The sequence below is a fragment of the Microbacterium sp. C23T genome, from assembly GCF_053345975.1.
Genome location: NZ_JBKFBD010000052.1, coordinates 1 through 18,038, shown reverse-complemented (window position 1 = coordinate 18,038; position 18,038 = coordinate 1). Strand labels below are relative to the sequence as shown.

General features: G+C 72.0%; 16 protein-coding genes and 2 tRNA genes. 14 read left to right on the top strand and 4 right to left on the bottom strand.

What is annotated here, in order from left to right; all coding sequences use genetic code 11:
* Together ACLBXX_RS20055 and ACLBXX_RS20050 are read right to left on the bottom strand one after the other, a co-directional pair.
* A partial coding sequence (locus ACLBXX_RS20055; RefSeq protein WP_447659461.1) for a hypothetical protein occupies positions 1-3,038 on the bottom strand: 3,038 nt, incomplete at its 3' end.
* Positions 3,039-3,215: 177 nt separating this feature from the next.
* Complete coding sequence (locus ACLBXX_RS20050; protein WP_447659462.1) at positions 3,216-4,502, bottom strand: right-handed parallel beta-helix repeat-containing protein; 1,287 nt, start codon at positions 4,500-4,502, stop codon at positions 3,216-3,218.
* A 96-nt stretch (positions 4,503-4,598) separates the two neighbouring features.
* Between ACLBXX_RS20050 and recO the strand changes: the two genes are divergently transcribed.
* The 5 genes from recO to ACLBXX_RS20025 all read left to right on the top strand — a co-directional run bounded on the left by recO (position 4,599) and on the right by ACLBXX_RS20025 (position 8,756).
* Entirely contained in the window at positions 4,599-5,342 is a 744-nt protein-coding gene (gene recO, locus ACLBXX_RS20045) for a DNA repair protein RecO (RefSeq protein ID WP_045302667.1), read from the top strand.
* Positions 5,339-6,151 carry an isoprenyl transferase gene (locus ACLBXX_RS20040; protein ID WP_387137412.1) on the top strand — a complete coding sequence of 271 codons (813 nt, stop codon included), beginning with the start codon at positions 5,339-5,341 and terminating at the stop codon, positions 6,149-6,151. Before recO ends, ACLBXX_RS20040 begins: the two co-directional genes overlap by 4 nt.
* Before the next feature lie 91 nt (positions 6,152-6,242).
* A complete protein-coding gene (locus ACLBXX_RS20035; RefSeq protein WP_447659460.1) occupies positions 6,243-6,995 on the top strand; it encodes a hypothetical protein in 753 nt (250 codons plus the stop codon).
* Entirely contained in the window at positions 6,995-8,011 is a 1,017-nt protein-coding gene (locus tag ACLBXX_RS20030) for a hypothetical protein (protein WP_447659459.1), read from the top strand. Before ACLBXX_RS20035 ends, ACLBXX_RS20030 begins: the two co-directional genes overlap by 1 nt.
* Before the next feature lie 64 nt (positions 8,012-8,075).
* The gene (locus tag ACLBXX_RS20025; RefSeq protein WP_447659458.1) at positions 8,076-8,756 is read left to right on the top strand and encodes a DsbA family oxidoreductase; all 681 of its coding nucleotides are present in this window, start codon (positions 8,076-8,078) and stop codon (positions 8,754-8,756) included.
* Positions 8,757-8,819: 63 nt separating this feature from the next.
* Here ACLBXX_RS20025 and ACLBXX_RS20020 read toward each other — a convergent pair whose 3' ends face one another.
* Positions 8,820-9,323, bottom strand: coding sequence for a glutathione peroxidase (locus tag ACLBXX_RS20020; protein ID WP_056367368.1), 504 nt, complete (start codon positions 9,321-9,323; stop codon positions 8,820-8,822).
* Positions 9,324-9,399: 76 nt separating this feature from the next.
* Between ACLBXX_RS20020 and dusB the strand changes: the two genes are divergently transcribed.
* The 7 genes from dusB (at position 9,400) to ACLBXX_RS19985 (ending at position 16,174) form a co-directional block, all read left to right on the top strand.
* Entirely contained in the window at positions 9,400-10,566 is a 1,167-nt protein-coding gene (dusB, locus tag ACLBXX_RS20015) for a tRNA dihydrouridine synthase DusB (protein WP_447659457.1), read from the top strand.
* The gene (locus ACLBXX_RS20010) at positions 10,556-11,914 is read left to right on the top strand and encodes a deoxyguanosinetriphosphate triphosphohydrolase (RefSeq protein ID WP_447659456.1); all 1,359 of its coding nucleotides are present in this window, start codon (positions 10,556-10,558) and stop codon (positions 11,912-11,914) included. Before dusB ends, ACLBXX_RS20010 begins: the two co-directional genes overlap by 11 nt.
* Positions 11,914-13,779 carry a DNA primase gene (gene dnaG / locus ACLBXX_RS20005; protein WP_447659455.1) on the top strand — a complete coding sequence of 622 codons (1,866 nt, stop codon included), beginning with the start codon at positions 11,914-11,916 and terminating at the stop codon, positions 13,777-13,779. The genes ACLBXX_RS20010 and dnaG overlap by 1 nt, the downstream gene beginning before the upstream one ends.
* A gap of 50 nt (positions 13,780-13,829) precedes the next feature.
* The gene (locus ACLBXX_RS20000; protein ID WP_310290957.1) at positions 13,830-14,618 is read left to right on the top strand and encodes an ATP-binding cassette domain-containing protein; all 789 of its coding nucleotides are present in this window, start codon (positions 13,830-13,832) and stop codon (positions 14,616-14,618) included.
* A 76-nt stretch (positions 14,619-14,694) separates the two neighbouring features.
* Positions 14,695-14,767: transfer RNA gene (locus tag ACLBXX_RS19995), tRNA-Asn, on the top strand.
* A gap of 65 nt (positions 14,768-14,832) precedes the next feature.
* Positions 14,833-15,501 (top strand): hypothetical protein, encoded by a 669-nt coding sequence (locus ACLBXX_RS19990; RefSeq protein ID WP_447659454.1) that lies wholly within the window; start codon positions 14,833-14,835, stop codon positions 15,499-15,501.
* 34 nt (positions 15,502-15,535) lie between these two features.
* Positions 15,536-16,174, top strand: a complete 639-nt coding sequence (locus tag ACLBXX_RS19985; protein ID WP_447659453.1) for a DUF1345 domain-containing protein — start codon at positions 15,536-15,538, stop codon at positions 16,172-16,174.
* 21 nt (positions 16,175-16,195) lie between these two features.
* Here the strand turns inward: ACLBXX_RS19985 and def are convergent, their stop codons facing one another.
* Positions 16,196-16,762 carry a peptide deformylase gene (def, locus tag ACLBXX_RS19980; protein WP_447659452.1) on the bottom strand — a complete coding sequence of 189 codons (567 nt, stop codon included), beginning with the start codon at positions 16,760-16,762 and terminating at the stop codon, positions 16,196-16,198.
* A gap of 42 nt (positions 16,763-16,804) precedes the next feature.
* Between def and ACLBXX_RS19975 the strand changes: the two genes are divergently transcribed.
* Both ACLBXX_RS19975 and ACLBXX_RS19970 read left to right on the top strand, forming a co-directional pair.
* Positions 16,805-17,902, top strand: a complete 1,098-nt coding sequence (locus ACLBXX_RS19975) for a DMT family transporter (RefSeq protein WP_447659451.1) — start codon at positions 16,805-16,807, stop codon at positions 17,900-17,902.
* Between the two features lie 27 nt (positions 17,903-17,929).
* Positions 17,930-18,003, top strand: a tRNA-Ile gene (locus ACLBXX_RS19970).
* Positions 18,004-18,038 lie beyond the last annotated feature (35 nt).

Genomic DNA, 18,038 nt, shown 5'->3' with positions numbered 1-18,038 from the left:
CCGCCCCCCCGGGCGGGCGCGGCCCCGCCGCCCACGGCGGCGAGGCTGACGCCGTGAGCGGAGCGCAGCGGTGCCGAAGCGGCACCCAGCGAGCCGAGCGAGGTGGTGACCGTCGCGGCGATCGCGACGCCGCCGACAGCCCGGAGCGGAACGGCGGTCGGCGCGAGCGCGGGCATCGACGTCGTCGCCCCGCCGAGGCCCGCGAGCACCGACACCGCGGCCGATGGGGCGACCGCACGGCCTTTCGTGGCGAGAGCCGTGGCGTCCGACTGCCCGACTGCCGCGAGCTCCACCGCACCCGCGACATCGGCGCCGCGCGCCAGCCGCACTGCGGCGTCGTGGACGCCCAGGGCGAGTGCGGCACCCGCGCCGGCGGCGCGGACGGTCGCCGTCTGCTCGGCGCGGAGCGAGAGGTCCCCGGCGACCGCGAGCGGCGAGCCGCCGTCGATCGAGGCCGAGGTGAGCGCCGTCGACGAGACGAGCGCCCAGCCCGCGCCGCCGTCTGCGGCGACGGCGTGGCGCGCGGTGGCGCGGAGGGTGAGATCTGAGACGCCGCTCAGCGCGGCTCCTTCGCCCACTGCGGCGCCCGACACCTCGCGCACGACGAGAGCCGTGATGCCGTCGGCTGCCTCCGCCGTCGCGTCGATGGACGAGTCCGCCTGGACCGTCGCCTTCGTGTCGTCGAGATCGACCTTCGCCGACGGGGCGAAGCGCGCGATGGTCTCGAGGAACGCGCGGCCGACGGCGACCGCTCCCGCGTGCGGGTTCGCCGCGAGCGCCGCCTCGCTGAGCTCGGACTGCGCCGGGGCCGAGCCGCCCGTGCCCGCCGCGACGACGCGCAGGGATCCCGCGGCGGTCGCGAGCAGGAGGAGCCGCGCCGCGGTGATCGACTGATCGCCTTCGACGACGGCGTGCGTGACGCGCACGAGGTCCGCCTCGGCGAGTCCGAGTCCGGCGCCGCCTGCGGCGATCGCGCTCGCGGACGCCGCGTTGCGCGCTTCGATGCGGACGCTGCCGGGAGTGGTGATCGTGGTGCTGCCGCCGACGCGCGTCACGGCCGACGACTGGTTCTTCACCAGGGCGGCGAGGCCGTTCGCGGAGGAGGCCGTGGTCGAGGAGCTGCTGAGCAGCACGTCGCCGGTCGCCGAGATGGCGGAGTCCACCACCGCGACTCCGGCGGACGACGACGACCACGGGCCCGTCGCATCCGTCGAGTCGGCGCGCAGAGTCACCTCCCCGCCGGAGAGCCGCGCACCCGTGACGGTGACGGAGGCCGCGGCATCCTCGCCGTGCGTGCTCGCGTCGCTCGCGACGAATGAGATCGCCCCGTCGCGGTCGGTGCCTGTGGTGTCGACGGACGCGCCGGAGCGCACCGTGATCGATCGCGCCTGGATCGTGAGGTCGGCCCCCGGAAGGACGACCGTGCCCTCGACCGCCACGGCGCTCTGGCCGGTGATCAGCGCCGCCACACGCGGGGCGAGGAAGGTCAGGCTCGCGACCACGGCCCCCAGCCGCAGCCGGGCGGGCGTGCCCGACAGCACGACGGCAGCCGGGAGGCCCTTCACGAGCAGCGCGTCGAGCGCCCCGTCGATCGCGAGTGCGAGTCCGGCGATGCCGGTGAGGTCGACGGTGAACGATGCGGCGCCGTCGACGCCGCGCACGATGACGTGGGTCAGCCCCTGCGCCTCGACGGCGACGGTCGCGCCGGAGCCGGAGGTGAAGACGATGCGCCCTCCGACGAGGGCGATGCCGCCGGCCGCGGCCTCGGCCGCGGTCAGGGCGAGGGTCGCGGTGCCGTCGGCCACGTTCCAGGCGAGGGGAGCCGACGTGGGCGCCGCCGCGGCTTCCGGCGTCGTCGCATCGGCGGGCTGCTCCACGGTGGCGGGCGCGGCCGGCGTCTCGGCAGTCGGCTCGACCACCGGAGCGGGCACCTCCGCCGGAGCGGGCACCTCCGCAGGGGCGGGATCCGCCGGGGCAGGCTCCGCCGGCGCCGGCTCAGCCGGTGCGGGGGGCTCGGGCGCGGGGAGGATCGACGCATCCACCCCGCGGCTCTCACCGGGCGACAGCGTCTCGGCCATGAGCCCGCCGCCGTGACCGGCGCCGAGGGCGTGACCGACCTCGTGTCGCACGACCGTGAGGAGGTCCATGCGCGACCAGCCCCACCCGGCGGCGTCGTCGTCGATCACGATCGCGCGACCGGATGCCTCGCCGAGGCGTGCGTCCGGCAGCGAGGCGACGGACGCGCTGATGCCCGAGACGTCCGCTCCCGCGCCGGCCCATTCACCCAGGACCTGCGCGAGGGCGCCCGCGAGCGCGCCCGCGCCGAGGAACTGGTCGGGGCCGACGGGATCGCCGGGCGTGCTGGACGCGCTCATGGGCTGCGCGGCGTCGTCGTCCTCGGCCGCAGGCGGCGGGGTCGGAGTCGGCGTCGGCGTGGGCGAGGGCGAGGGCGTCGTCACTCCCGCGCCGTCGTCGCCCGAGATCGTCGCATCGCCGTTCTCCATCGGGCACGAGATCGAAGCGGGCTGCCCGTTGGTCCCGCCGACGGTGGTGCACTGGCTCGTGGAGAGCGCCTTGGCGAGCGCCGCGAGCGCCTCCTGCAGCTTCGCATCCGCTTCCGCCTGGGCCTGCGCGGCCTGCTGGGCCACGGCCAGCTCCGTGACGTACGCGCTCTGCTCCGCACGCACCACGCGCTCGCGACGAGCCGCCTCCGTGCGCCGTTCCTCCTGGGCCGCGAAGACGGAATCGAGCGCGGCACGGGCCTCGTCGCGGGGAAGCACCTGGACGACGACGACTTCGGCGTCGCGGAGGTGGACGATCTCGGGCGGGGTCTCACCAGGAGTCGTCGCGGGAGCTGCCGACGCCGCCGGCGTTCGCTCGACCGCGGTCGGTTCCGGGGTGGCGGCATGCGCCGGCACGACGCCGGCGACGACGAGGGCGACGCTCACGAGGGCGGCGACGGCGGCGGAGCCGGCACCGTGCGCGCGCCGACGAGCAGCGCTCTTGCGCGCACCCGATTCAGCTGCCCCCGACGGCATGATTCCCCCACGCCTGACCCCACCACCCGAAGGCGGGGTCGACGTGGCCGAGTATGGCACCGACGCCGGATCGGTTACAAGCAGATTTCCTCAAACATCTGGACTTCTGCGGCGTGTCGCGAAATCTCTTCGGCGTGTCGCGAAGTCATCCACGGCGTGTCGCGAGAGCGCTCGCTCTCAGGAGCCGCCCCGGCTCAGAGCGCAGGAGTTCGAGACCATCGTCGGCGCGGCCCCGCTGGAGACCACGATGCCGAACGGCACGTCGTGGCACGCCACGCCCCCGATCCATCCACCCGACTCGCCGCCGAGGATGACCGCCGCGGTGGTCGCGCCGCCGATGTCCATCCCGTCCACCGTGGGAGCCGCCGAATCGTCCGTCTGGAGCGCCACGGAGCCGCCGCTCGCGGTGCTCGACAACAGCGTCGGCGAGGCGGTGCCGGCGATCGCGACCCCGACCGTGTTGTCGGCGAACGTGCTCGAGCGCACCGAGCCGCTGGTCGCGTCCATGAACAGCAGGCCCACCTCGCCGTTGCCGGAGAATCGGGAGGCTTCGATGCTCACGCGGTGACGGCCGGTCACCGCGAGGCCCGCCCACGCATTCCGCTCGAACAGGGTGTCGGTGACCTCGAGCGTGGTCTGCTCGCCGGTGACGACCTCGGCGCCGGCGGACAGGTACACGCCGGCACCGCCGATGCCGTCCGCGATGGTGGCGCCCGCCACCCGCGCGCCGCTCAGCACGAGCGACGCCCACGGTCCGGCGACGACGGCCGATGCGGGATCGGGACCGGCGACCTCGACCGTCATGTCGACGACCTTCACCAGACCGGTCGCGGCGATCAGGACGGCGGCGTCGGATGCCGAGGAGCGCAGGACGGTGGCGTCCCGGCCGGCGCCGCGCAGCGTCACGCCGTCGAGGAGGACGATGGTGTCGTCCGCCTCGACCGTCCCGGCCGGCAGTACGAGGGTTCCGCCCTCCGGGATCTGCGCGACGACCTCGGCGAGATCCTCGCCCGCCTCCAGCGTGCGCTCCGTCGTGTCGGCGGGGATCCGCCCGAGCAGCGTCGCCGAGACCCGGCGCCAGACGGCGGTCGCGATCGCGCCTTCAGGACGCACCTCGTCAAGCCCTGTCTGCAGCTCGTCCTCGAACCGGTCGGCGTCGCAGCCGAGGCGTTCGCGTGTCTCGCGCGCCGCGGCGACCGCGGCGGAGAGCGGGTCGCCGGACCCGTCGGTGTCGGGGGTTGCGCTCGGCAGCGGCTCCGGCGAGGCCGTCATCGAACCGTCGGGGCCGAGCGGCCCTTCGTAGCCGGCCACGACGTCTGCCACCGCGTCGGAGACGGCGGCGGCCGCCGCGTCGCATTCCGCCAGACGGGTGTCTTCGGTCGGCGTCGGACCGGGCGTCTCCGCGGCGGTGCACCCGGAGAGCAGCACGACCAGGCCCAGGACGGCGGCGGCACGCGGCAGCATCACATTGCGGAGCCTAGCGGCATGGCCGACGCGCGACCCGCGCCACCCTCGGCTCCGTGCCGCCCGATCCGACGGGTGCGCAGGGATAATTGACCCGTGCCCACCTACCGCGATGAAGTCGTGGTCCTGCGCACCCACAAGCTGGGGGAAGCGGACAGGATCGTGACGATGCTGAGCCGCCGCCACGGCAAGCTGCGCGCCGTCGCCAAGGGGGTGCGGCGCACGTCGTCGCGGTTCGGCGCACGCCTCGAGCCCTTCATGGTCGCCGATGTGCAGCTGTACCAGGGGCGCTCGCTCGACATCGTCCAGCAGGCCGAATCGCTCGGCTCCTACGGCGCCGAGATCGTCGCCCACTACGACCGGTACACCTCCGCTCACGCCATGGTCGAGGCGGCCGATCGCCTCAACGAGGCAGAGGCGACGCCCCAGCAGTACCTGCTCCTCGTCGGAGGACTTCGCGCCCTCTCACGCGGCGAGCATGCCTCGCGGAGCGTCCTGGACTCGTATCTGCTCCGTGCGATGGCGCTGTCGGGCTGGGCGCCCGGCCTCGGCGAGTGCGCGCTCTGCGGACGCCGCGGCCCCCATGACACGTTCGTCGCCCAGCAGGGCGGCATCGTCTGCCGCGACTGCGCTCCCACCGGCGCCGCCCGCGTCGACGCCGCCACGGTGTCGCTCCTGCAGTCGCTGATGGCGGGGGAATGGGACGTGGTGGATGCCGCGTCCCCGGGGTCGACCGCCGCCGCCTCGGGTCTCATCGCGGCCTACGCGCAGTGGCACCTCGAACGCGGCATCCGTTCGCTCTCCCATGTCTCGGCAGCCCCGCAGGAAGGCACCAGGTGACCCCGAAGCCCTACACGCACCGCGACGCGGTGCCGTACCGCCCGCTCGACTGGACCGGCGTCTACCCGCCGGAGTACCCCCGCGGTGCCGTGCCGAACCATGTGGCCATCGTGATGGACGGCAACGGCCGCTGGGCCAATCGCCGGGGTCTCACCCGCATCGAGGGGCACAAGGCGGGCGAGGCCGCACTGCTGGACGTCGTGGCCGGCGCGATCCAGGCGGGCGTGAAGCATCTGTCGGTCTACGCGTTCTCGACCGAGAACTGGTCGCGCTCGCCCGACGAGGTGCGCTTCCTCATGGGCTACAACCGCGACGTGCTCCACCGTCGGCGCGATCAGCTCAACGAGTGGGGCGTGCGCATCCAGTGGGCCGGCCGCAAGCCGCGCCTCTGGGGGAGCGTCATCAAGGAGCTGCAGTTCGCGGAGCAGCTGACGACCGGCAACGACGTGCTGACCCTCACGATGTGCGTGAACTACGGCGGCCGCATCGAGCTCGTCGATGCGATGCGCTCGATCGCCGACGACGTCGCGGCGGGCCGGCTGAAGCCCTCGGCGGTGTCGGAGAAGCTGATCCAGCGACGCCTCTACCGCCCGGACATGCCGGATGTCGACCTGTTCCTGCGGTCGAGCGGCGAGCAGCGCACGTCGAACTTCCTGCTGTGGGAGTCGGCGTACGCGGAGTTCGTGTTCCTCGACACGCTGTGGCCCGACTTCACGCGAGAGGACCTGTGGCACGGCATCGACGCCTACCTCGGCCGCGATCGCCGATTCGGCGGCGCCGTGGACGCCCCCGACGCCGCCACATCCTGATCTCACGCCTGCGTCCGACGGGGTATCCAGCGAGCCCTCGCGCCCTCATCATTGACGTGAGCCGCGCATGCGGCCGGTCAGGAGGCGCGTCATGGCGCTGTCAGGGCCTCGGGTGGGCCTCGCCGCGATCCTGAGCCTCGTCGCGGCCTTCGCCCTGACGGGATGCGGGACGCCGGTGACCACCGAGGACGCGGGACCCACCACGTCGGCGAGCCCTTCCGCGTCCGCGGAGCCCACCGACGAGGTCACTGCCGAAGGGGAGACCGACACCGGCGGCGAGGACCACGGGCAGGCGGATTCCGACGGCGGAGAGGATCCCACTCAGGATCGCGTCCGCACCGGCCCCGTCGCCCAGTACGGCGGACCCGCATACGGCGATCAGGGCACCGCCGAGGTCCTCGAGCCGGGGGTCTGGTGCAAGACCATCGCGGTGTTCTGGGGCGGCGACACGGTGCCGGACGGCGTCAGCTTCACGTTCGAGAACGCGGTGACCGATCGGCCCGGCCTGCGGGTCGACGGCGGGGTCTGCGGAACCCGCGGCGCCGACCGCTCCTGCCTCGGCATGCTCGTCGCGGCGAACGAGTCCGGCATCTTCTGCAGCCTCGTCCTCCGCCCCGGCGGCGACTTCCAGGACGGCACCGCCATCACCTTCCGCGGCACGCTCGAGTGCCCGACCGCCGAGATCTGCGACGAGGTCGCGGCGCGCGAGGTCGACCCCGGACCCCCGATCGTCGTCAACGACCCGGAGCCGTCCGCCGAGCAGGATCAGGAGCAGGTCGAGGACCCGGATCAGCAGCCGGAGCCGGAGCCCTCCGACACGCCCACCACAGAGGTGGACGGCTGATGGCAGCGCACCCGCCCGCCGCGTCCCCGCCCGAACCTGCGGCCTCGACAGCCGCGGATGCCGCAGGTCGCGGCACCTCCGCACCCGCCGGGTCCTCCGCATCGACCGCCGATGAGCCGCTCCGGGTCGACCCCGGGCTCGGCTTCGAGAAGTGGATGGGCTTCCTCTCCTCCTTCGTGGCTCCGCTCACCCTGGTCACCGCCCTGCTCTTCTACTTCGGCTATGTGTCGACGCGCGAGTTCTTCCGCTACTTCGGCGTCGACGTCGACATCATCGGGCTGAGCTCGCAGGAGTTCGTGATGCGCAGCCCCGGGGCGCTGTTCATCCCGGTCATGGTCCTCACCCTGCTCGCCGCCGCCGCGATCCTCGGCCATCGCGCCCTGCGGAAGTGGCTGCTGACAAAGGAGCGCCCCGCGCAACGGCGAGTGATCGCCATCCTCGCCTGGACCGGGATCGGCTTCATTCTCGCGGGCCTCGTCCTGGCCTTCCTCGTGCCGTTCCTGCCGGGATGGACGTACGGCCAGCTCCTGACCCCGTTGTTCCTCGCGATCGGCGCGGGGCTCGCGGCCTACGCCTCGGCCACCGTGCGCGCCCTCGACCGCTCGAGCGGCGGGCGCGGCGTCGTCGTGCTCCTCGTCCTCGTGATGATCGCCGGCACGTTCTGGTCGACAGCGACCATCGCGCAATGGTGGGGCCTCGGGCAGGCCCGCTCCCTCGCCGCCGACCTCACGACGCTCCCCGCCGTCGTGCTCGACACCCCCGAGCGGCTCTATCCGGGCAACGACGCCATCACCTTCCAGCAGCTCGGGGACGAGGCATCCGTCGAAGATCCCGCAGCCGCGCCGCAGACGTTCGCGTACCGATACTTCGGGCTGAGGCTGCTCGCGCAGGGCGGCGGGCGCCTCTACCTCGTGCCCGACACGTGGTCGCCGGATGCCTCGACCCTGGTGGTGCCGTACGACGACGTGCGGGTGCGGTTCCGGTTCGTGCCCGACGCCGACCCGCCCGTTCCCTGAGCATCCGCACCGGACCGACGCATTCGGCGGAATAGATGCGCGGACGCGCGCGGTTGTCCTCAGCATGACGGACGCCATCAAGATCGACGTGTGGAGCGACATCGCCTGCCCCTGGTGCTACATCGGCAAGCGCAACCTCGAGAACGGACTGGCCGCGGCATCCGCGGACGACGACGCCCCCGCCGTGGAGGTGACGTACCACTCGTTCGAGCTGTCGCCCGATACGCCCGTCGATTTCGAGGGCGACGAGCTCGACTTCCTCGCGAAGCACAAGGGCATGCCGCGCGCCCAGGTGCAGCAGATGCTCGAGCGTGTGACCGGCGTCGCCGCCGACGCGGGCCTCGAGTACCGGTTCGACCTTCTCAAGCACACCAACACCGTGAAGGCCCATGAGCTCCTGCACTTCGCGAAGGAGCAGGGCCGCCAGCACGAGCTCGCCGAGCGCCTCATGGCCGCGTACTTCACCGAAGGACGCCACCTCGGGCGACAGGATGAGCTGGTCGACCTCGCCACCGATGCCGGGCTCGACGCCGACGCCGCCCGCGAGGCCCTCGAGAGCGGCCGCTACCTCGACGCGGTGCGCGCCGACCAGGCGCAGGCCGCGGCCTACGGCATCAACGGGGTGCCCTTCTTCGTGATCGACGGCAAGTACGGCGTCTCGGGTGCCCAGCCCGCTGAGGCCTTCGCGCAGATCGTGCGGCAGGTGTGGTCCGAGAACCGCGAGCCCGCCGACGTCGACGTCTGAACCCTTCAACGAGAACGGGCCCGCCGCGATTCGTCGCGGCGGGCCCGTCTGATGTGTGCGGGGTCAGCGAGGCAGGTTCGCCTCGATGACCTCGACGATCGCCGGGTCGTCGGGCTTGACGTTCGGACGGAAGCGGTGGATGCCGCCCTCCGGCGTCAGGACGAACTTCTCGAAGTTCCAGACGATCGGGCCTTTCTTGCCCTCGGCATCGCGCGACTTCTTCAGCGCCTTGTAGACCGGAGCGGCGCCGGGGCCGTTGACGCGGACCTTGTCGAAGACGGGGAACGTCACACCCCACGTGACCGAGCAGTACTCGAGGATCTCGTCCATCGACCCCGGCTCCTGCCCCATGAACTGGTTGCAGGGGAAGCCCAGCACCGTGAAGCCGCGGTCGGCGTACGCCCGCTGCAGCTGCTCGAGCTGCTCGTACTGCGGAGTCAGGCCGCATTTCGACGCGACGTTGACGACGAGGAGCACCTGGTCGCCGTACTCGGAGAGGGTCGCGGTGCCGCCGTCGGCGGTCGTGAAGGGGATCTCGCGCAGGTCGGTGATCGTGGCCTCGGTCATCCCCCCAGGCTAAGCCCTGTGCACAGGGGTGCGGCCGTTCAGCCAAGGGACGGATTCCTGTAAGAGAATGGAACGCGTGACTACTGCCCTCGCCCCTGCGCCGACGCTGCGCATCGGGCCCATCGAACTCGACGCCCCCGTGGTGCTCGCGCCGATGGCGGGCATCACCAACACCGCATTCCGGCGCCTCTGCCGCGAATACGGGGCCGGTCTCTACGTCAGCGAGATGATCACGACGCGCGCCCTCGTCGAGCGCAATGCGACGACGATGCGCCTGATCACGCACCACGAGTCCGAGACCCCTCGCTCGATCCAGCTCTACGGCGTCGATCCCGCGACGACCGAGGCCGCCGTGCGCCTCCTCGTCGAAGAGGATCGCGCCGATCACATCGACCTGAACTTCGGGTGCCCCGTCCCCAAGGTCACCCGCAAGGGCGGGGGAGCGGCCCTCCCGTGGAAGCTCGGCCTGTTCCGTGACATCGTGACGCGCGCCGCCCGCGCCGCCGGTGACATCCCCCTCACGGTGAAGATGCGCAAAGGCATCGACGCCGACCACCTCACCTACCTCGACGCCGGACGCATCGCCGAGGACGCCGGCGTGGCCGCCGTCGCCCTGCACGCCCGCACCGCGTCGGAGTTCTACTCCGGCCAGGCGGACTGGTCAGCGATCGCGCGGCTCAAAGAGACCGTCACCAGCGTCCCGGTGCTCGGCAACGGCGACATCTGGTCGGCCGACGACGCCGTGCGCATGATGGACGAGACCGGGTGCGACGGCGTCGTCGTCGGTCGCGGCTGCCTCGGGCGTCCGTGGCTGTTCGGCGATCTCGCCCGCGCGCTCGGCGGCCCGGGCGCCGCACCGGCTGAGCCGGTCGACGCGACCCTCGGTTTCGTCTCGCGCGCGTTCCGCCGCCACGCCGAGCTCCTCGTCGAGTTCTTCGAGGACGAGGACCGCGGCTGCCGCGACATCCGAAAGCACGTCGCGTGGTACTTCAAGGGCTACCCGGTGGGCGGCGAGCTCCGCGCGAGCCTCGCCACCGCATCGAGCCTCGCCGAGATCGACGACCTGCTCGCCACCCTCGATGCCGACGCCCCGTACCCGGGTGCGGCGGCCGAAGGTCAGCGAGGGCGCGCCGGCACCCCGAAGCGCCCCGCGCTGCCAGACCGCTGGCTCGAGTCGCGCGAGCTCAGCGCCGAGGCCACCACCGCCATCGCCGAAGCGGAACTCGACCACAGTGGCGGGTGACCTGGCCGGCGCGTCCGAGCGCCCGGTGGGCTATGACGACGCCGATGCCGCCCGCTTCCATGCCGAGCGCCACCGCTCCCAGCGCGACGACTTCGCGCGCGACCGTGCGCGTGTGCTGCACTCGGCTGCGTTGCGCCGTCTGGCCGCGAAGACCCAGGTGCTGAGTCCTGCGAGCCCCGCGGACTTCGCACGGAACCGCCTCACCCACTCGCTCGAGGTCGCCCAGGTCGGCCGCGAGCTGGCGACGGCCCTCGACCTCGCCGCGGACGTCGTCGACACGGCCTGCCTCAGCCACGATCTCGGGCACCCTCCGTTCGGCCACAACGGCGAACGGGCCATGAACGAGTGGGCCGAGGACTTCGGCGGCTTCGAGGGCAACGCGCAGACCCTGCGCATCCTCACGCGGCTCGAGCCGAAGGTGGTCGACGCCGACGGTCGCAGCTTCGGCCTCAACCTCACGCGGGCGAGCCTCGACGCCGCCTGCAAGTACCCGTGGACGGTCGACCACCCGCTGCCCGATCCCGGCGGACGACTCAAGTTCGGCGTCTACCCCGAAGACGAAGAGGTGTTCCGCTGGGTGCGCGAGGGCGCACCGGGCCGGCTCCGCTGCATCGAAGCCGAGGTCATGGACCTCTCCGACGACATCGCCTACTCGGTCCACGACTTCGAGGACGCGGTCGTCAACGGCTACCTCGACCCGGCGCGCCTGGTCGACCCGCGCGAGCACGAGTGGCTCCTCACCGCGATCCAGTCCTGGGTCGGCTTCGACTTCGCCCGAGACGAGCTCGAGGACGCGCTGTTCCGACTCACCCGCATGCCGGAGTGGATCGATTCCTTCGACGGCACGCGTGCGGCGCTCGCGCGGCTCAAGAACCTCACCTCCGACCTCATCGGCCGCTTCGCGCGCGCCGCGACGACCGCCACACGCGAGTCGTATGCGACGTCCGTGCTCACCCGGTACCGCGGCCACCTCATCGTGCCCCGCATCGTCGAGGCCGAGATGGCGGTGCTCAAGGGCATCATCGGCGCGGCGGTCGTGTCGATCGAAGGGCGCAAGGACCTCTACAAGGAGCAGCGACGCGTCCTCAAGCGCCTCGCGACGGCGCTGTGGGAGCACCCCGACGCGCTCGACGCGCTGCACGCAGAGGACTTCGGGGCGGCCGACACGGATGCTGCGCGCCGCCGTGTGGTCGTCGACCAGGTCGCCAGCCTCACCGATCAGCTGGCGATCGCGTGGCACGGGTCGCTCGTCGGACCCGTGGACGCAGCATCCGTCGGCGTATGGGCTCCGGGCGCGCGGCCCATGGACACCGCCTCCCGCGCCTTCCGCGCGTCCGAGGCCCGCTGATGGCGGGGCGGATCCGCCAGGCGGACGTCGACGAGGTCAAGGCGCGCACGAACATCGCCGACATCATCGGAGAGCGGGTCGCGCTCAAGTCCGCCGGCGTGGGTTCGATGAAGGGGCTCTGCCCGTTCCACGACGAGCGCAGTCCGAGCTTCAACGTGCGGCCCCAGGCCGGCTTCTACCACTGCTTCGGCTGCGGCGAGTCCGGGGACGTGTACTCGTTCCTGCGTGCGATGGACCACGTGACGTTCACCGAGGCCGTCGAACGCCTGGCAGGCCGCATCGGCTACGCCCTCCACTACGAGGACGGCGGTGCCGCCCCCGAGCACACGGGGCGCGCCCGCCTGTACGCGGCCAACGCTGCGGCCGCGGAGTTCTTCCGCGCTCAGCTCATGACTCCCGAGGCCGACATCGCCCGACGCTTCCTCGGGCAGCGCGGCTTCGACGCCGGCGCCGCCGCCCACTTCGGCGTCGGATTCGCCCCGAAGGGGTGGGAGGGCATGACCAAGGCGCTGCGCACCCAGGGCTTCACCGACGAGGAGCTCTCGTCCGCGGGCCTCGTGTCGCAGGGACAGCGCGGCGTGTACGACCGCTTCCGCGGGCGCGTGGTCTGGCCCATCCGCGATGTGACCGGTCAGGTGATCGGATTCGGGGCGCGGAAGCTCTTCGACGACGACAACGGCCCGAAGTACCTCAACACGCCCGAGACGACGATCTACAAGAAGGCGCAGGTGCTCTACGGGCTCGACCTCGCCAAGCGCGAGGTGTCGCGCCAGCACCAGGTCGTCGTGGTGGAGGGCTACACCGACGTGATGGCGTGCCACCTCGCGGGCATCACGACCGCGATCGCGACGTGCGGCACGGCGTTCGGCTCCGACCACATCACGGTGCTCCGGCGCGTGATGGGCGACGACTCCACGGCCGGCGAGGTCGTGTTCACCTTCGACCCGGATGCCGCCGGACAGAAGGCGGCGCTGCGCGCCTTCGCCGACGCCAAGCGGTTCAACGCGCAGACCTACGTCGCCACGGGTCCGGAAGGACTCGACCCGTGCGACCTGCGCCTCGCGCGCGGCGACGGCGCCGTGCGGGCGCTCCTCGAGACGAAGGTGCCGATGGTCGAGTTCGTGCTCGACCAGCGCATCTCGGGCTACGACCTGCGCAGCGTCGAGGGGCGCGTCGGCGCCCTTCGCACCGCCGCACCGGTCGTCGCGGAGCTGCGCGATCCGCTGCTGCAGCCGGAGTACGTGCGGGTGCTGGCGAGACGGCTCGGCATGGACACCGAGGACGTCCGCCGGGAAGTCGAGCGTGCGGGCCGCAGCGGCGCGGGCGGCCGGCGCGACGCCGCGCCCGGCGCGGCCGAGCCCGCGGAGCCGCCGGTCGACGACGGCGCGCTACGCGTCACGCTCGCGACTCTGCCGCGAACGCCGGAGGTCGGGCTGGAGCGGGGCGCCGTGATGGGCGTGCTGCAGTTCGGCCATCGCATGGACCCGTCGCTCGTCGCGCGCGCCCTCGACCTGCCGTTCCGGCACCCGGCCCTCGATGCCGTGCGCATCGCCGTGCGCGACGCCACCGGAATGCAGCGGCCCGGCTGGGCCGTGGATGCCGTCGCCACCGTGCGCGAGCCCTACCGGTCGCTCGCAGCCGAGCTGCTCGCCGCCGATTTCCCGGCGCTGAGCGACGACGAGGCGGTCTCTTCGGCGAGCGACCTCGCGCGCCGGCTGGTGATGCGGGGGTTCGACCGCGAGAAGGCGGAGCTGCTCGGAGCGATCCAGCGCGTGCCCGCGGACTCGGAGGAGGGCCGCACCATCCGGCTGCGCCTGCGTGAGCTCGACGCCCAGCGTCAGGCCCTCGCTGACGAGGCCTCCTGATCCGGTCCCGTCGGCTGGCGTCGACGCCGGTCAGCGGGCAGGATGAGGACATGGCTCACCGGCGAGATGCGGATGTCGCGATCGACTGCTCGGATCTGTCGATCGCCCGTTCGGGTCGTGGCGGTCCGGCGCAGCGCGTCGTCGACGGCGTGTCGTTCAGACTGCCGCACGGCGGCATCCTGGCACTGATGGGCCCCACGGGCTCCGGCAAGTCCTCGCTCGCCGCGGTGCTGGCCGGCGCCGACGAGCCCGGTCTCGCCGTCGTGGGCGGACGCGGCATCGTCGAAGGCGTCGCGGTGCGGCGTCCCGGCCGCGCCCACCGCTACCTCACGTACTACGCCGGCTACGTCCCGCAGGCCGCGGGCGCACATCTTCCGGCCCGCCTCACGGTCGCCGAGGTGATCGGCGAGCCGATCACCAGTCGCGACCGGCACGTCAGCGCGCGAGCACTCGCGGTGCGGGTGGCGTCACTGCTCGACGAGCTCATGCTGCCGCTCGGCGCGGCGCCCAAGTACCCGTACGAGCTGAGCGCGGGCATGCGCCAGCGCGTGGCGCTCGCCCGGGCCCTCGTGCTCCAGCCTCGCGTGCTGATCGCCGACGAGCCCTTCGCCAACATGGACGTCGAGGTGCGCAAGGCCGCACGCGAGGCGGTGCTCCGACGTCGACGCGAGCTCGACATGGCCGCCCTCGTCGTGACCAACGAGCCGGAGGTCGTGAGCGAGCTGGACGCGGACGTCCTCGTGCTGCGCGCGGGCCACGCCGTCGCCTTCGGGCACGGCACCGAGGATCTGCTGTGGACGCCCGACGGACAGGCCGATCGACGCGTCGTCAACTCGTGAACGGGCCCACGTGGTCATGAGCACGTCCTGAGCTTTGCTAGTATGGACTGGTTGCCCGCACGAGAGTGCGGAACATTCCTCCATAGCTCAATTGGCAGAGCAATCGGCTGTTAACCGATAGGTTCTTGGTTCGAGTCCAAGTGGGGGAGCGAAAGCCTCGGGGCTCCACCCCCGAGGCTTTCTTCGTCTCCGGGGATCACATCGAGGAGTGCACATGGCGGCTCGCGCGAAGCCTTCGCCGCGTCTGGCCGTCGAGGGCGGGGTTCCTGCACCGGCGCCCGTCTATCGCTCCGTCCCCCTTCTGATCGCGCTCGTCGTGTTCGGCGTCGCCGTGCTGTGGGTCGGGCTCGTGGTGCTGTTCGGCGGGGATCCGTGGATGTTCCCGGTCTCGGCACCCGCGCCCTGGCTCTTCCTCGCGCTCGTGCCGTCGATCATCGCGATCCTGCTCGCCGTCCGGGGGATCGCGCTGTGGTCGCTGCTGTCCGCCGTGGCGAGCCTCTGGCTCGTTCCCACGGGCATCGCCACGCTGGCCGTCGTCCTGGTCGCCCTCTGGTCCGTGCGAGGCATCCGCCGGCAGTGGGCCGCCCACGATCTCGACTCCGTGATCGCCACGGCTGCCGCGCACGACCTCCCGGTGCTCGTCGTGCAGCATGTCGCGGGCAAGCCGGGTGCACGCAAGCGCACCGACACCACGCAGGTGCAGGTGCGCGACGTCGACACCGGAGAACTCTCCACCGCTCGCGTGTGGGGCCCGATGCGCATCGGCACGACGCTGGTGCGGCAGGGCATGAACGTCATCGCCCAGGCGCCTCCCGGAGCAGATGCGGAGCTGCGCCGATGGGTCGAGCGCCAGAACCGCCGCGACGACACATCCGCGGCGTGACCCGAGCCGTGGGGCCGTGTGCGATCATTCGACGATGGCGCACACCCGCCCGGCGATCCTCACCCGCGGTCTGATCTCGCTCGCGGTCGGTGTCGTCGCCGGTTTCGCGGTCACGCCGTTCCTGGGCCTCGCGGCCGGCCTCCTCGCGGGCTGGGCGGCGCTGTCGCTCACGACCCTGCTCCTCATCGTCCCGAACATCTGGAGGATGGATGCCGCGCAGACGCGCGCGCATGCCACCGCGGAGGACCCGGGGCGCCGCCTCGCACGCCTGATCTCGCTCACCGGCAGCGTCGCGAGCCTCGCTGCGGTCGCCGTCGTGATCGTCCAGGCGCGGCACGCCGACGAGCTGACGTCGTTCCTGCTCGCGGGAATCGCCGTGGTGGCGGTCGCCGCGTCGTGGGGCCTCATCCAGCTGGACTACATGCTCCGGTACGCGCACCTGTACTACACGGAGCCGATCGGCGGCATCGCCTTCAATCAGCGCGAGGACCCGATGTACACCGACTTCGCCTACTTCTCGGTGGGGCTCGGCATGACGTATCAGGTCGCGGACACCAACGTGTCGCAGAACGTGATCCGGCGCACCGTGATCGCGCAGACGCTGCTGGCGTACCTCTTCGGTGCGGTGATCCTCGCGACGGTGATCAACCTCGTCGCGGGCCTCGGCGGCTGACGAGGCCCCGGGCCCGGCGCCTCAGGCTTGGATGTGGTCGACGCCCGGGGTCCACGCGCTTCCGGGACGCCCCCAGCCGCGCTTGCGCGCGAGCTTCTGCACGGTCTTCCAGTCGCCGTCGTCGAGGCGGTCGACGTAGAGGATGCCGTCGAGATGGTCGAACTCGTGCTGCATGATGCGCGCCCGCCAGCCGTCGACCTGGATGCGGACGGGGTCGCCCTCGAGGTCCGTGCCGGTCACCAGCACTTCGTCCGACCGGCGCAGCGGGAACCGCTCGCCGGGGAACGAGAGGCATCCCTCGGACTCCTCGTCGGGGTCGGGCGCGCCCGGCTCGAGCGGCCGCATCCAGAGCTCGGGGTTGATGATCACACCGCGCCACGGCGCACCGTCGTCGTCGGCGTAGTTGTACGTGTAGATGCGCAGCGGCACCCCGACCTGCGGGGCCGCGAGGCCCACTCCGGGTGCGGCATCCATCGTCTCGAACATGTCGGCGACCAGGGTGCGGATCTCGTCCGTGATCCCTTCGACGGCGGACGCGGGGGAGTGCAGGACGGGATCGCCCATGATGCGAATCGGGAGAACAGCCACGCCTTGAGCCTATCGACCGGCGCCTGCGGCTAGTGTCGATGTGTGGTGTGGACGGCGGTTGAGCTCGAGGACGTAGGCGATCAGCTCGTCGGCGCGTTCCAGAATCCCGGAATCCTCATCGGCATCCCGCTGGCCCTGCTCGGCGCGATCTTCATGTCGTTCGGCGCGCAGTACCAGCACCGCGGAGTGACGAAGGTCGAGCGTCTCTACGGCTCGCAGGGGAGCGGCGGGCTGGGCGCGAACCACCTGCTGAAGCTCCTCTCGCGACCGTCCTGGGTGATCGGGACCGTCATGCTGGGGCTCGCGATCGCGTGCCAGCTCTCGGCGCTCGCGTTCGCGCCGCTCATCGTGGTGCAGCCCCTGGGGGCGATCGCCCTCGTGATCACGACGCTGCTGAACGCCCAGATCAGCGGGCACCAGCCGACCAGACGCTCGCTGACCGCGATCGGCGCCTGCGTGGGCGGCATCTTCATCTTCGTCACCATCGCGGCGCTGTTCGCGACGGAGAAGCCGGTGTCGAACGGCCAGCTCATCACGATCCTGGTGATGCTCGGGATCGTCACCGTCGTCTTCGCGGGTCTGTGGATCTGGCTGCGGTCGCGCATGGGCGCGCTCTTCTACATCATCGCCGCCGGCGTCATCTACGGCTTCGTCGCGACGCTCGCCAAGGTCGTGATCGTGCGCATCCAGTCGCAGGACTTCAACTGGCTCACCTTCACGTGCCTCGCCGCGCTCATCGCGGGCGCCATCGTCGGCGCCTACTTCGTGCAGAACGCGTACGCCTCCGGGCCGCCCGACCTCGTCGTCGCCGGCCTCACCGTCATCGACCCGATCGTCGCGATCTTCATCGGCCTCACGGTGCTGCAAGAGGCGGCCGGCGCACCGCTCTGGGTCTACATCTCGTTCGCGCTGGTCGGCGCGGTCGCCGTATGGGGCGTGTTCCAGCTCGCCCGCCATCATCCGCAGGTGCTGAGCGAAAGCCAGGAGCTCCCGATCCAGCGGGGGAGCGACGGAGGCGCGGCGGATGCTGCGCACCCGCGCACCGGATCCATCAAGGTGACCGAGGCCGTCGCCAAGGTGTGGCCCGAGCCGCCCGTCAAGGACCGCGCAGACGAGCCCGGGGGCAAGGCAGGCAGGTAGGCTCGTCTCCGCACGCCTGGCGCGCACGGGGCGGTGGCCAAGCTGGTCAAGGCAGCGGGCTCATAACCCGACGATCGTGGGTTCAAGTCCCACCCGCCCTACACATCGAGGTCCGTCGCAACCCACCGGGTTGCGA

Bases quoted from the DNA above. Each gene is read 5' to 3' on its own strand.
- ACLBXX_RS20050 (WP_447659462.1), bottom strand. From the start codon at position 4,502: ATGCTGCCGCGTGCCGCCGCCGTCCTGGGCCTGGTCGTGCTGCTCTCC.
- ACLBXX_RS20035 (WP_447659460.1), top strand. From the start codon at position 6,243: ATGGCGCTGTCAGGGCCTCGGGTGGGCCTCGCCGCGATCCTGAGCCTC.
- ACLBXX_RS20030 (WP_447659459.1), top strand. From the start codon at position 6,995: ATGGCAGCGCACCCGCCCGCCGCGTCCCCGCCCGAACCTGCGGCCTCG.
- ACLBXX_RS20025 (WP_447659458.1), top strand. From the start codon at position 8,076: ATGACGGACGCCATCAAGATCGACGTGTGGAGCGACATCGCCTGCCCC.
- ACLBXX_RS20020 (WP_056367368.1), bottom strand. From the start codon at position 9,323: ATGACCGAGGCCACGATCACCGACCTGCGCGAGATCCCCTTCACGACC.
- dnaG (WP_447659455.1), top strand. From the start codon at position 11,914: ATGGCGGGGCGGATCCGCCAGGCGGACGTCGACGAGGTCAAGGCGCGC.
- ACLBXX_RS20000 (WP_310290957.1), top strand. From the start codon at position 13,830: ATGGCTCACCGGCGAGATGCGGATGTCGCGATCGACTGCTCGGATCTG.
- ACLBXX_RS19990 (WP_447659454.1), top strand. From the start codon at position 14,833: ATGGCGGCTCGCGCGAAGCCTTCGCCGCGTCTGGCCGTCGAGGGCGGG.
- ACLBXX_RS19985 (WP_447659453.1), top strand. From the start codon at position 15,536: ATGGCGCACACCCGCCCGGCGATCCTCACCCGCGGTCTGATCTCGCTC.